The organism is Aurantimonas sp. DM33-3 (assembly GCF_014334315.1).
Lineage (GTDB): Bacteria > Pseudomonadota > Alphaproteobacteria > Rhizobiales > Rhizobiaceae > Aurantimonas > Aurantimonas coralicida.
Genome location: NZ_JACSGS010000003.1, coordinates 71,847 through 85,012, shown reverse-complemented (window position 1 = coordinate 85,012; position 13,166 = coordinate 71,847). Strand labels below are relative to the sequence as shown.

The 13,166-nt window shown below is 67.4% G+C and carries 12 protein-coding genes; 10 read left to right on the top strand and 2 right to left on the bottom strand.

Annotated features, from left to right (window positions below):
• The first annotated feature begins 7 nt into the window (after positions 1 to 7).
• Positions 8 to 709 (top strand): DUF1013 domain-containing protein, encoded by a 702-nt coding sequence (locus H9Q09_RS05395; RefSeq protein ID WP_187390217.1) that lies wholly within the window; start codon positions 8 to 10, stop codon positions 707 to 709.
• 126 nt (positions 710 to 835) lie between these two features.
• Here H9Q09_RS05395 and H9Q09_RS05390 read toward each other — a convergent pair whose 3' ends face one another.
• Positions 836 to 1,627, bottom strand: coding sequence for an SDR family oxidoreductase (locus H9Q09_RS05390; protein WP_187390216.1), 792 nt, complete (start codon positions 1,625 to 1,627; stop codon positions 836 to 838).
• Positions 1,628 to 1,877: 250 nt separating this feature from the next.
• On the opposite strand from H9Q09_RS05390, the gene H9Q09_RS05385 reads away from it, so the two are divergent.
• The 8 genes from H9Q09_RS05385 (at position 1,878) to phoB (ending at position 10,821) form a co-directional block, all read left to right on the top strand.
• Positions 1,878 to 3,119 (top strand): hypothetical protein, encoded by a 1,242-nt coding sequence (locus H9Q09_RS05385; RefSeq protein ID WP_187390215.1) that lies wholly within the window; start codon positions 1,878 to 1,880, stop codon positions 3,117 to 3,119.
• 132 nt (positions 3,120 to 3,251) lie between these two features.
• On the top strand, positions 3,252 to 4,559 hold the full coding sequence (locus H9Q09_RS05380; RefSeq protein ID WP_246716021.1) for an ATP-binding protein: 1,308 nt from the start codon (positions 3,252 to 3,254) through the stop codon (positions 4,557 to 4,559).
• A gap of 150 nt (positions 4,560 to 4,709) precedes the next feature.
• Positions 4,710 to 5,744 carry a substrate-binding domain-containing protein gene (locus H9Q09_RS05375; protein WP_187390214.1) on the top strand — a complete coding sequence of 345 codons (1,035 nt, stop codon included), beginning with the start codon at positions 4,710 to 4,712 and terminating at the stop codon, positions 5,742 to 5,744.
• Positions 5,745 to 5,814: 70 nt separating this feature from the next.
• Positions 5,815 to 7,197: a phosphate ABC transporter permease subunit PstC gene (gene pstC / locus H9Q09_RS05370; RefSeq protein ID WP_187390213.1), complete on the top strand. Its 1,383-nt coding sequence runs from the start codon at positions 5,815 to 5,817 to the stop codon at positions 7,195 to 7,197.
• Positions 7,190 to 8,473 carry a phosphate ABC transporter permease PstA gene (gene pstA / locus H9Q09_RS05365; RefSeq protein WP_187390212.1) on the top strand — a complete coding sequence of 428 codons (1,284 nt, stop codon included), beginning with the start codon at positions 7,190 to 7,192 and terminating at the stop codon, positions 8,471 to 8,473. The genes pstC and pstA overlap by 8 nt, the downstream gene beginning before the upstream one ends.
• Before the next feature lie 20 nt (positions 8,474 to 8,493).
• Positions 8,494 to 9,306, top strand: a complete 813-nt coding sequence (pstB, locus tag H9Q09_RS05360; protein ID WP_187390211.1) for a phosphate ABC transporter ATP-binding protein PstB — start codon at positions 8,494 to 8,496, stop codon at positions 9,304 to 9,306.
• Between the two features lie 19 nt (positions 9,307 to 9,325).
• Positions 9,326 to 10,072 (top strand): phosphate signaling complex protein PhoU, encoded by a 747-nt coding sequence (phoU, locus tag H9Q09_RS05355; protein WP_187390210.1) that lies wholly within the window; start codon positions 9,326 to 9,328, stop codon positions 10,070 to 10,072.
• Between the two features lie 5 nt (positions 10,073 to 10,077).
• Positions 10,078 to 10,821: a phosphate regulon transcriptional regulator PhoB gene (gene phoB / locus H9Q09_RS05350; protein WP_024348874.1), complete on the top strand. Its 744-nt coding sequence runs from the start codon at positions 10,078 to 10,080 to the stop codon at positions 10,819 to 10,821.
• Between the two features lie 106 nt (positions 10,822 to 10,927).
• Here the strand turns inward: phoB and H9Q09_RS05345 are convergent, their stop codons facing one another.
• Positions 10,928 to 11,491, bottom strand: a complete 564-nt coding sequence (locus tag H9Q09_RS05345) for a GcrA family cell cycle regulator (RefSeq protein WP_024348873.1) — start codon at positions 11,489 to 11,491, stop codon at positions 10,928 to 10,930.
• Between the two features lie 449 nt (positions 11,492 to 11,940).
• On the opposite strand from H9Q09_RS05345, the gene H9Q09_RS05340 reads away from it, so the two are divergent.
• Positions 11,941 to 13,155: an aspartate aminotransferase family protein gene (locus tag H9Q09_RS05340; RefSeq protein WP_024348872.1), complete on the top strand. Its 1,215-nt coding sequence runs from the start codon at positions 11,941 to 11,943 to the stop codon at positions 13,153 to 13,155.
• The last annotated feature ends 11 nt before the right edge of the window (positions 13,156 to 13,166 follow it).

The following is a 13,166-nucleotide window of genomic DNA, read 5'->3' as shown; positions in this document are numbered from 1 at the left end:
TTGTATCGTGGCACAGCAATTATTGATGCCAAAAGCGACCGCTGTCTGGCTGGTCGACAACACTTCGCTGTCCTTCGAACAGATCGCGGATTTCTGCACGCTGCACCATCTCGAGGTGAAGGCGATCGCCGACGGCGAATCGGCCCAGGGCATCAAGGGTCTCGACCCGATCATGACCGGCCAGCTGTCGCGCGATGAGATCGAGGCGGCGGAGAAGGATCCGAACCGCAAGCTGAAGCTCGCCGCGCCGAAGGTGCGGGTGCCCGAGGCCAAGCGCAAGGCGCCGCGCTACACGCCGGTGTCGAAGCGCCAGGACCGTCCGAACGCGATTCTCTGGCTGGTGCGCAACCATCCGGAACTGAAGGATTCGCAGATCTCGAACCTGGTCGGCACGACCAAGAACACGATCCAGCAGATCCGCGACCGCAGCCACTGGAACTCGGCCAATCTGCAGCCGATGGACCCGGTGACGCTGGGCCTGTGCACGCAGATCAATCTCGACCTGGAAGTCGAGAAGGCCTCGCGCGGCATCGTCCGCCCCGAGGAGATCGCCGAGGAAGAGCGCCTGCTGTCGGCCTCGCAGACCCAGAACTGGGACCGTTCGCGCGAAGACCGCGAAGAGGGCGAGCTCGACGCGGCGGCGGTGTTCGCCAAGCTCTCCTCGATGCAGAGCACGGATACCGACGAAGACGACGGCAACCAGAACTGAGTTCGCCCGCGGCCGCAAAGGCCACGGGACATGTCAAAGCGGCGCCGGAGTGATCCGGCGCCGCTTTTGTTTTTTGGGAATGTTCTGGGATGCGGGACGGCGGCCGGGCGGCCTGCCGCCGAGCGATCAGTCGGGCTCGGGCGGCGCGACGGTGTAGTTGAGGCCGAGGCGGCCGCCATCGGCATAGAGCGTCTGGCCGGTGACGTAGCTGGCCTCGGCGGAGGCGAGGAAGGCCGCCAGCGCGGCGATCTCCGACGGCTCGCCGATACGGCCCATCGGGGTGCGCGACAGGATGCGTGCCGTGGCATCCTTGTCGGCGACGACCGAGCGCAGCATGTCGGTCATGATCGAGCCCGGCCCGATGGCGTTGACGCGGATGCCGTAGGGCGCCAGCGACTGGGCCATCACCTTGGTGAGCTGGTTCATGCCGCCCTTGGAGACCGAATAGCCGACCTGGTCGGGCAGGGCGAAGACGGCGTTGACCGACGACATGTTGACGATCGATCCCGGCTCGCCGCCATCCTTGACCTTCTGCACCAGATGCCGCGCCACCGCCTGGCCGCACAGGAAGGCGCCCTTCAGGTTGACGTTCAGCACCTTGTCGAAGGCTTCCTCCTCCAGATCGAGGAAGTCGGCCTTGTGGACGATGCCGGCATTGTTGACGAGGATGTCCACGTCGCCGAAATCGTCGAGGGCGGTGGCGACGAGATTGTGGACATGCAGCCGGTCGGCGACGTTGCAGACCACCGAGCGGATCTCGCCCAGCTCCTTCAGTTCGGCGGCGGCAGCGAGGCCGGCCCGCTCGTCGACATCGGCGATGATCACCCGGGCGCCGTCCTGCAGGAAGCGGCGGGCGATGGCCTGGCCGATCCCCTTGGCGCCACCGGTGACGATCGCGACCTTGCCTTCGAGTGACATGGCGCTTCTCCTTTGACATCTCAGCCGCGCCGAACGCGGCAACGCGCTCTCCATACCAGAATGGGCGGGCAAGGGCAGGGGCGCCGGACCGGTTCGCCGGCCGCCGCGTCAGCCTCGGTCCAGACGGCGATGCTTATGCTGCCGGCAGGGCACGGGATTGAACGCCGCAGGGGCGCCGATTAGTGTCGCCCCGTCTCTTCCCATCGCGCGCAAGGCGCCGAGGGGCTCTTTGCAAGTGGAGTGACCGTCCTTGGCCAGCGCGATCGAACAGAGCGTCAGACGCGCGCTGCAGAAGGGGAATGCCGCCGATCCGGATTTTCGCCTCGTGGTCTACGAAGCGGCCGAGCGCGCCATTCTCCGCGTGCAGTCGGCGCAGCACAGCGACGAGGCGGAAGCCGATCGCAAGCGCCAGGCGCTGATCAGCGCGATCGAGGCGATCGAGGCGGAATATCCGGCGCCGGGCGGCTATGGGGACGATGCCGTGTCCGAGGACGGCGACGCGACGGCATCAGTCGAGCCGGACGTCGCCGCGCCTGCCACGCCGCCGCGCCCGGCGGACACGCCGGAGGCGATGCCGGCCACCGACGACGAGACGCAGGCAGCAGATACGCCTGACACCGCTGCGCCGGCGGCTGGTGCGACGCGCGCTGCCGAGGCGGCGCCCACGTCACCGCCGCCCGCCGCAAAGACGCCCGCCGCAAAAGCGCCGTCCGCGAAGACGCCGTCCGCCAAGGTGCCCGCGGCCAAGGTCGATGCGAAAGCCGCGACCGCCAAGCCCGGCGCCGCGACATCCACCAAGCCGGTGCGCGACCGCTGGTCGCCCGACCACAAGCCGAAGCGCGGCCGTCCGTTCAGCGAGGCGAGCAACAAGCTGGTCGGCGCGGTCATCGTCGTCCTGTTGCTGCTGCTGATCGCCGCGGCGGTCTGGGTCGTGCTGCCGCTGTTCTCCACCACGCGGGCCCCGGTCGCCAGCGAGGATGGGCCGACCATCGCCGAGACGATCCAGTCGGCCGGCGAGGATCCGGCGCTGAACGGCGGACCGTCGCCGGACAACTGGATCGACGTCTTCACCGGCACCGATCTGGAGAAGATCGCGGCCGAGGGCGGCGCGCGCGCCAGTGGCGTGGCCGGATCGGGCGGCCGGATGGCCGTGCAGATCGCCGCGCCGGCCGATGGCGACGGGTCGGAGGTCAGCCTGGTCATCGGCGCCGGGATCGTCGAGCAGATCGCCGGCAGCCGGGCCCGCGGCGAACTCGCCGTCGGATCACCCGACGACCAGGGCCGCGAATTCAGCGTGAGCTGCCTGTTCGCCGGCGAAACGGTCTGCGGGCGCCAGCGCTTCCAGGTGAGTGCCGCGGAGGAGACCTTCGTCTTCGACATGGCCGTGCCGGAAGGCGCCATGGGCGCCGCGCAGCTGGTCATCGATCCGCAGATCGGAACCGGGGCGGGCGACCTGAACGTCTACGGTTTCCGTGTCCAGGCCATCGACTAGCACCGGCGCCGCCGGCTCGCGAACCGCGCCGGGCGCCAACCGGCGTCATCGATCTTCGACAATTCTGCGCTAGGAAGGACGGATGTCGCATTCGTCCTGCCGCCGTCCGATTCCCGCCCCACAGGTGTCCGCTTGAGCCCGCCCGATCCCGGCGAGCCGGAGATCGTGCCCGCCGGCCGCTCCGGCGTGCGGACCCGTTCCGTAGCGCTCGCGGCGCTGATCGGGCTCGGTGGGCTGGGCTGGTTCGTGCCCGAGGCCGCCCCCGGATGCGTGGCCGTCTTCCTGTTTCTCCTGGCGGTGCTCTACGTGCCGCAGCGGGTCGACCGGCGCCGGCAGGCGGTGGCGGCCAGCGAACGCGCCGACACGACCTGGCCGAGCCGGGGCGTCAAGGCGGTGGTGGAGGCGCTGCAGCAGCCGAGCTTCATCATCGACCGCCAGATGCTGCTGCGCTACCGCAATCCCGCCTCGCTGGTCGGCTTCGGCAACATGGCGCTGGGCGACGCGCTGTCGCTGCGCTTCCGCTCGCCGGAATTCCTGGCGGCGGTCGAGGCGGTGCTGCGCGACAACCAGCCGGGCAGGGTGACGATCGAGGAGCGGCGTCCGGTCGAGCGGGTCTGGCAGATCGAGATCCTGCCGATCCCGCCCTATCAGGGCGAGCGGCCGCATTTCTTCCTGATAAGGTTCAGCGACCGGACCGCCGAGCTGCGCATCGAACGGATGCGGACCGATTTCGTCGCCAATGCCAGCCACGAATTGCGCACGCCGCTGGCCTCGCTGTCGGGCTTCATCGAGACGCTGCTGGGGCCGGCCAAGGACGATCCGGCGGCGCGCGAGAAATTCCTCGGCATCATGCGCGAGCAGGCGACCCGCATGTCGCGGCTGATCGACGACCTCCTGTCGCTGTCGCGGATCGAGATGAAGCGGCATGTGCCGATCTCGACCCGTGTCGATCTGGGGGCGATCCTGCGCAAGGTGGAGAGCCAGCTGGCGCCGCTGGCCGAGCAGCTGGATGTCGAGCTGGCGCTGGACCTGCCGGAGGAGCCGGTGGCGATCCCCGGCGACGAGGACGAGCTGATGCAGGTCTTCTCCAACCTGGTGGAGAACGCCTGCAAATATGGCGAGACCGGCAAGCGCGTGGAGATCAGCCTGACCCGGACGGTCGAGGCGGGCGGCAGCTTCGTCGACGCGGCGGTGCGCGATTTCGGCCCCGGCATTCCGGCCGAGCACGTGCCGCGGCTGACCGAACGCTTCTACCGCGTCGATCCGGGCCGCTCGCGGGCCAAGCGGGGCACCGGCCTCGGCCTGTCGATCACCCGCAACATCCTCTTGCGCCATCGCGGGCGACTCCTGGTGGAATCGACCATCGGAAAAGGCTCGGTGTTCACGGCCAGGTTACCGCTGCCGCGGTCCGATTCTGACACTTCGGAAAAACCTCTATAAGAAACAGCGGCTTGGACTGTCATAAAGGTGCAATCCGACTGTCATATAGACTTCTTCCAGCGCCGGTAGACGTGTCGGCGAGCAGCAGCCGCCAGACAGGGCGGCCCAACAGTGCTCGGTTCGAAACAAACTCCTCAAGGAGACGCACCCGTGAACAACAAGTTCATCGCCAGCCTCGCGCTCGGTACCGCCATCGCACTGACCGGCCAGGCCTCCGCGCAGGTCCGGGACCAGATCCAGATCGTCGGATCCTCGACGGTTTTCCCCTACACCCAGGCCGTTGCTGAACAGTTCGCCAACATGGGTGAGTTTCCGGCGCCCGTGACCGAGTCGACCGGTACCGGCGGCGGCATGAAGATCTTCTGCGGCGGCGTCGGCGAGCAGACCCCCGACATCACCGGTGCCTCGCGCGCCATGAAGGCGTCGGAATACGAGCTGTGCCAGTCGAACGGCGTCAAGGACGTCACCGAAGTCCTGCTCGGCTACGACGCGCTGTCCTTCGCCAACGCCCGCAGCGGCCCGGAGCTGTCGGTCAGCAAGGCGCAGCTCTTCCAGGCGCTCGCCGCCGAGGTCGAGGTCGATGGTGAGGTGAAGGCCAACCCGTACAAGAGCTGGAACGAGATCGATTCCTCGCTGCCGGCCGAGCCGATCCTGGTCTACGGCCCGCCGCCGACGTCCGGCACGCGCGACGCCTGGGTCGAGCTGGTCATGGAAGAGGGCTGCGGCGAGTTCGAGGCCATCAAGGCGCTCGACGAGGACCGTCACGACGAAGTCTGCCAGCGCATGCGCACCGACGGTGCCTTCGTGGAAGCCGGCGAGAACGACAACCTGATCGTGCAGCGTCTCGAGACCGACCCGACCGCCTTCGGCATCTTCGGCTACTCGTTCCTGTTCGAGAACCAGGACAAGCTGAAGGGCGCCGCCATCGGTGGTGTCGTGCCGTCCGAGGACACGGTTCTGACCGGCGAGTACGGCGTCTCCCGCCCGCTCTTCATCTACGTCAAGAACGCGCATCGTGACGCCATCCCGGGCCTCAACGAGTTCGTCGCCGAGTATGTCAGCGACGGCGCGATGGGCCAGGACGGCTATCTGATCGACCGCGGCCTGGTTCCGCTGAGCGCCGACAAGCTCGAGGCCACCCGCAAGTCCGCCACCGAAGGCGAGACCATGCAGGCGCCGAAGTAAGCTTTCGCGCTGACAAAACCCGCCGGCCATTTTCCTGGCCGGCGGTTCCTCGCAAGGAGTGTCGGGATCCATGCCGCTATCATTGACGCTGGCGACTGCCGTCTTGCTGACGATCATCGGCTTCAGCGCCGCCTTCATGAAGGCGCGGACTGTCGGGGCGACGGGTGACGGACGGACGCTGCACTCCCTCCCCAAATATCACGGCTATCTTCTTGCGCTGACGATCCTGACGCCCTGCGTCGTCGTCATCCTGCTGTGGCTGGCGCTCGAGCCCGTCGTGCTCGACCGGATCATCCTCGCCAATCTGCCCGAGGCGCTGAAGGAAGCCTCGGCCGGGCGGCTCGGCCTGCTCATCGGACAGGTCCGCCAGGTTGCCGCCGGCGTCACCTTCGGCGAGCCCGACCCCGCGGTCTTCATCGCGGCGGAGACCTTCCAGACGGCTGCGAACGCCTCGCGCTGGCTGCTGCTCGCCGTCGTCGTGGCGATCGCGCTGATCGCGTCCGGCGTCGTCGTTCCCCGGATCGACCTGCGGTTTCGTGCCCGCAACACGGCCGAGCGGATCATCAAGTACATCCTGATCTTCTGCGCCACCATCTCGATCCTGGTGACGCTGGGCATTCTCTTCTCGCTCCTGTTCGAGGGGCTTCGGTTCTTCGCCGTGGTGTCGCCGCTGGAATTCTTCTTCGGCATCAACTGGGACCCGCAGATCGCCATCCGCCCCGACCAGGTCGGCTCGACCGGCGCCTTCGGCGCGGTGCCGATCTTCGCCGGCACGCTGATCATCGCCTTGACGGCGATGGTCGTGGCGCTGCCGGTGGGGCTGTTCTCGGCGATCTACATGGCCGAGTTCGCCTCGCAGCCGGTCCGCACGGTGGTCAAGCCGCTGATCGAGGTGCTCGCGGGCATTCCGACGATCGTCTACGGCTTCTTCGCCGTCCTCGTCGTCTCGCCGGCCATTCGCGGCTTCGGCAGCGACATCGGCATCCCGGTATCGCCGACGGCGGCGATCGTGCCGGGCCTCGTCATGGGCGTGATGATCATCCCGTTCATCTCGTCGCTGGCCGACGACGCGATCTCCGCAGTCCCGCGGACCATGCGGGACGGCTCGCTCGGGCTCGGGGCGACCCGCGGCGAAACCATCACCAAGGTGATCCTGCCGTCGGCCCTGCCGGGCATCGTCGGCGGTGTTCTCCTCGCCACCAGCCGGGCGATCGGCGAGACCATGATCGTGGTCATGGCCGCGGGCCTGACCGCGAACCTCACCGCCAATCCGCTGGAAGGCGTCACCACCGTCACGGTGCAGATCGTGGCGCTTCTGACCGGCGACACGTCCTTCGACAGTCCCAAGACGCTGGCCGCCTTCGGCCTCGGGCTGACGCTCTTCCTCATGACGCTGATGCTCAACCTCGTCGCAATCCAGATTGTCCGGAAGTATCGGGAACAATATGACTGACGCTACCCAAGCAGGCGCATTCCCCTCGGGCCGGCCGGGCACGCATTCCCGTGATCTCGTCAGGGCCAGCCTCGGCAAGCGCAAGTCGGCGCAGACCCGGCTGAAGATCTACGGCGGCGTCGCGATCGCGTTCGCGCTGCTGATGCTCGCGACCCTGATCGGCTCGGTCGTCTCGACCTCGCTTCCGGCCTGGACGCGGACCGAGGTGAAGCTCGACGTGGCCATCCCCGCCGAGGACGACATCAACTTCAATTCGCTCGCCAACAATTCCCTGCTCGCCCTGTTCCCGGAGACGGACGGGCGCGCGGAACGGCGGGCGGTGACCGGCATCCTGAGCAACGGCGCGCAGTTCATGCTGCGCGACCTCGTCGCCGCGGACCCGCAGCTCAAGGGCCAGACGACATCGGTGTGGGTGCCGGTGTCAGACCCCTACGAGCAATTGTTCGAAGGCGTCGTGAACGCCGACCAGGCCGAAGCCAACCGGCGCCTCGACGACGCGGCGCTGGCCCGCTTCAAGCAGCTGGAAGAGGCCGGGCTGATCCGCTCGTCCGTCGACTGGGGCCTCGTCACCGAGGCGGATAGCCGCTTCCCGGAGCTCGCCGGCCTGAAGGGCGCGATCATCGGTTCGTTCTTCCTGCTGCTGGTCTGTTTCCTGATCAGCGTTCCCGTCGGGGTCGGCGCGGCCGTCTATCTGGAGGAGTTCGCGCCGAAGAACCGGTTCACGGACTTCATCGAGATCAACATCAACAACCTGGCGGCGGTGCCCTCGATCGTCTTCGGTCTCCTCGGCCTCGCGCTGTTCATCGGCGTCTTCGGACTGCCGCGTTCGGTGCCGCTGGTCGGCGGCATGGTGCTGTCGCTGATGACCCTGCCGACGATCATCATCGTCACCCGGAACGCCTTGAAGGCGGTGCCGCCCTCGATCCGCGAGGCGGCGCGCGGTGTCGGCGCCTCGGAGATGCAGGTGATCGGCCATCACGTCCTGCCGCTGGCCCTGCCGGGCATCCTCACCGGGGTGATCATCGGCCTGGCCCAGGCGCTCGGCGAGGCGGCCCCGCTGCTGCTGATCGGCATGAACGCCTTCATCACCTCGGCCCCGTCGGGTCCTCTCGATCCCTCGACGGCGCTTCCGACCCAGATCTTCATCTGGTTCGACAGCCCGGAACGCGGCTTCGTGGCGCGCACCAGTGCGGCCATCTGCGTGCTCCTGGCCTTCCTCTCGATCATGAACCTTACGGCGGTCCTTCTGCGACGCCGTCTCGAACGGCGCTGGTAGATATGCGACAGGAGACTCCCATGATGGAAAATATCCAGGTGTCGTTAGCGAAAGGGCCTGCCGTGCAACCTACCCGTCCGATCAAGATGCGATCCGAGAAGGTGACCGTCCATTACGGTCCCAAGCAGGCGCTCTACGACATCGATCTCGATGTCGAGGAGAACCAGGTGACGGCGCTCATCGGACCGTCGGGCTGCGGCAAGTCGACCTTCCTGCGCTGCCTGAACCGGATGAACGACACGATCGACATCGCCAGGGTGGGCGGCAAGATCACCCTGGACGGCGAGGACGTCTACGATCCGGCGATCGACGTGGTCGAGCTGCGGGCGCGGGTCGGCATGGTCTTCCAGAAGCCCAACCCGTTTCCGAAGTCGATCTTCGACAATGTCGCCTACGGTCCGAAGATCCACGGGCTCGCCTCGACCAAGGCCGAGCTCGAGGAGATCGTCGTCACCAGCCTGCGCAAGGCCGGCCTCTACGAAGAGGTCAAGGACCGGCTCGCCGAGCCGGGCACCGGCCTGTCGGGCGGCCAGCAGCAGCGCCTGTGCATCGCCCGCGCCATCGCGGTGTCGCCCGAGGTGATCCTGATGGACGAGCCCTGTTCGGCCCTCGATCCGATCGCGACCGCCAAGGTCGAGGAACTGATCGACGAGCTGAAGCAGAACTACACCATCGTCATCGTCACCCATTCGATGCAGCAGGCGGCGCGCGTCTCGCAGCGCACGGCGATGTTCCATCTCGGCTATCTGGTGGAGGTCGGCCCGACGGAGAAGATGTTCTCCAACCCGGACGACAAGCGCACCCAGGACTACATCACCGGCCGCTTCGGCTGAACGAAGGCAAGGAAGCGTCATGCCCATGACCGAACATACAGTCACGTCCTACGAAGACGAGCTGAAGCTGATCGTCCGCCGGATCTCGGAAATGGGTGGGATGGCCGAGCGGATGGTCGAACAGTCGGTCGCCGCGCTGATGCGCAGCGACTGGGGGCTGGCCCAGTCGGTGGTCGCCGACGATCTGCTGCTGGACGATGCCCAGCGGGCGCTCGACGAGCGGGCGATCATGACCATCGCCAAGCGCCAGCCGATGGCCGTCGACCTGCGCGAGATCGTCGGCGCCATCCGCATCTCCAACGACCTGGAGCGGATCGGCGACCTGGCCAAGAACATCGCCAAGCGGGTGATCGCGGTCCACGACCATGCCCATCCGGTGCAGCTGGTGCGCGGCATCGAGCATCTGTCGGAAATGGCGCTGGAGCAGCTCAAGGAAGTGCTCGACGCCTATGGCGAGCGGGACTACGAGCGCGCGCTCGCCATGCGCGAGAACGACGAGCAGATCGACGCGATGTACACCTCGATCTTCCGCGAGCTCCTGACCTACATGATGGAGGATCCGCGCAACATCACCTCCTGCACCCATCTCCTGTTCTCGGCCAAGAACATCGAGCGGATCGGCGATCACGCCACCAACATCGCCGAGACGGTCTATTACATCCAGACCGGCAAGCAGCTCGAGAACGAGCGGCCGAAGGGCGACAACACGGCGACGATGACCCAGCCGGTGCCGAACGACCCGCCGAGCCAGGCTGACGGGGGCTGAAACCGATGAGCGCACGGATCGTCGTCGTCGAGGACGAGGAAGCCCTCGGCATTCTCCTGCGGTACAATCTCGAGGCCGAGGGCTACGTCGTCGACGTCATCGACCGGGGCGACGAGGCCGACATCCGGCTGAAGGAGGAGGTGCCCGACCTCCTGATCCTCGACTGGATGCTGCCGGGCCTCTCGGGCGTCGAGCTGTGCCGGCGGCTGCGCCAGCGCGAGGAGACCGAGCGCCTGCCGATCCTGATGCTGACGGCGCGCGGCGAGGAGAGCGAGCGGGTGCGCGGCCTGTCGGTCGGCGCGGACGACTATGTCGTCAAGCCGTTCTCGACGCCGGAGCTGATTGCCCGGGTGCGGGCCATGCTGCGCCGCTCCAAGCCCGAGAAGATCTCCAGCCAGCTTGTCGCCGGCGACATCGACCTCGACCGCGAGACCCATCGGGTGCGGCGCGCCGGCCGCGAGCTCAAGCTCGGACCGACCGAGTTCAAGCTGATGGAATTCTTCATGCAGTCGCCGGGCCGGGTGTTCTCCCGCGAGCAGCTGCTCGACGGCGTGTGGGGCCGCGACATCTATGTCGACGAGCGCACGGTGGACGTGCATGTCGGCCGGCTGCGCAAGGCGATCAATCGCGGCCGCGAGCGCGACCCGATCCGCACCGTGCGCGGCGCCGGCTATGCGCTGGACGAGCAGTTCAGCGCCGCCAGGTCCCCGGCCGCGCCGGCCCGCACGCGACTGAGCGCCGGCGCCTGACGGGTCTCCGCCCGGCGCCGGGCGGCTTCTTCACGAGCCTGAAACGCAAACACCCCGCGCGGCCTGGCCACGCGGGGTGTTTTTCATTCGGTGGGGCCTGCGGCGCCTAGCGGGCGCGGCGGCGATCCGAGAAGGGCTGGAAGGCCAGCTTGGCGTGATAGGCGCAATAGGGCGAGGCATCGCGGGCGTTGTTGCCGCAGAAATGGAAGTCCGGCTTCATCGGGTCGCCGACCGGCCATTTGCAGGTGGTCTCGGTCAGCTCGACGAGGCTGAGCTTGCGGGCGATCGGCACCACTTCGGCGCTCTCGCGCTCCTGCGGCTGATCCATCACCTCCAGCTCTTCCTCCGGCTCCATCTTCAGCGCGGTGGCGCCCATGGTGCGCGGCATGGAGCGGCTCGGGGCCTGCTGCTGCGAGGCGGCGACCAGACGGGCCGGCACCACCATCTCGACAGTCTCGACCTCGGCCGTGCGGCGCGGGGCAGGGCGCTCGACGGCGACCGGCTGCGCGACATTCGGCTGGCGGGCCCGCGATTCGAGTTTCAGGCGGTGCACCTTGCCGATCACGGCATTGCGGCTGACGCCGCCCAGGCGGTCGGCGATCTGGCTGGCACTCAGGCCTTCGGTCCAGAGCTGCTTGAGCAGCTCCACGCGTTCGTCAGTCCAGCCCATGGCAAGCTCCTTTCGGCATAGTCGCGACGGCTGGAATCCCTCCACAAGCGCGACGGCTGACCGCGCCAGAACGCACAAGATATATTGAGGAACTAGGTCCGCCGCACGAAATCTAGTATCTTGACGGCAAGATAGCCCAGCCGCGGACTCGCTGACAAGGCTCGCCGGGGACGCAGGGGAATCGTTTGGGGCTTTTCCCCAGCCTTTGTTGCCGCCCGTGACGTTCGTCAAGCCTATGACCGACAAGCAGGGCGAAAATGCGGTTCGATTGACACCGCGTCGGCTCGCCATGGTATAGCGGAAGCTCCGAAGTCTCGGAAAACGCTCGAAAGCCTGCCCCATCGGCAGGCTTTGGCGTTTCAAGCATCCCGCCCCAGCGGTTCGCGCGCCGGACCGATCCCGCAACAACAACCGGATCCGACTCTTACGATCCAGCAAAGTCAAAGGCCATGGCTGACACGACGGACCATTCCTCGCCACTCTTCGAGACCTATGCACGCGCGCCGCTCGCCTTCGAGCGCGGCAGCGGTGTCTGGCTGGAGACCCGCGACGGCCGACGTTTCATGGACTTCGGCGGCGGCATCGCGGTGAACTGCCTCGGCCATGCCCATCCGCATCTCGTCGAGACGATGAAGGCGCAGGCCGAGAAGCTGTGGCACGTCTCCAATCTCTACGAGATCCCAGACCAGACGCGGATGGCCGAACGGCTGACGGCGGCGACTTTCGCCGACCGCGCCTTCTTCGCCAATTCCGGCGCCGAGGCGGTGGAATGCGCGATCAAGACCGCGCGGCGCTATCACTACGTCAACGGCGCGCCGGAGCGCTATCGCATCCTGACCTTCGAGGGCGCCTTTCACGGGCGCACGCTGGCGACCATCGCGGCCGGCGGGCAGAAGAAATATCTCGAGGGCTACGGCCCGAAGGTCGAGGGCTTCGACCAGTTGCCCTTCGGCGACCATGACGCGCTGCGCGAGGCGGCGGCCCAGCCGGACGTCGCGGCGATCCTGATCGAGCCGATCCAGGGCGAGGGGGGCATTCGCAGCGTGCCGCCCATGTGCCTGACGGGCCTGCGCGAGATGTGCGACAATCTCGGCATCCTCCTGATCTACGACGAGGTGCAGACCGGCGTCGGGCGGACCGGCAAGTTCTTCGCCTACCAGCATTCGGGCGCCGCACCCGACATCCTCGCCTCGGCCAAGGGCATCGGCGGCGGCTTTCCGCTCGGCGTGTGCCTGGCGACGGAGCGGGCGGCCAGCGGCATGACGCCGGGCTCGCATGGCACCACCTATGGCGGCAGCCCGCTGGCGATGGCCATCGGCAACGCCGTGCTCGACGTGGTGCTGGACGACGGTTTCCTCGACCATGTCCACGACATGTCGCTGCAGCTCAAGCAGTCGCTGGCCTCGCTTTCGGACCGCTATCCCGACGTGATCGAGGCGGTGCGCGGCGAGGGGCTGCTGATCGGCCTGAAGGCCAAGGTGCCGAACGGCGAACTCGTGGCGCAGATGCGCGAGGAAGGACTTCTGGCGGTGCCGGCGGGCGACAATGTCGTGCGCCTGCTGCCGCCGCTCAACGTCACCGCGGACGAGGTCCGGCAGGCGATGGATCGGATCGAGACGGCGGTGGCGGCCATGTCGGCCGGCAACCGGCGCAAGAGCGCGTGAGGCGGATGATG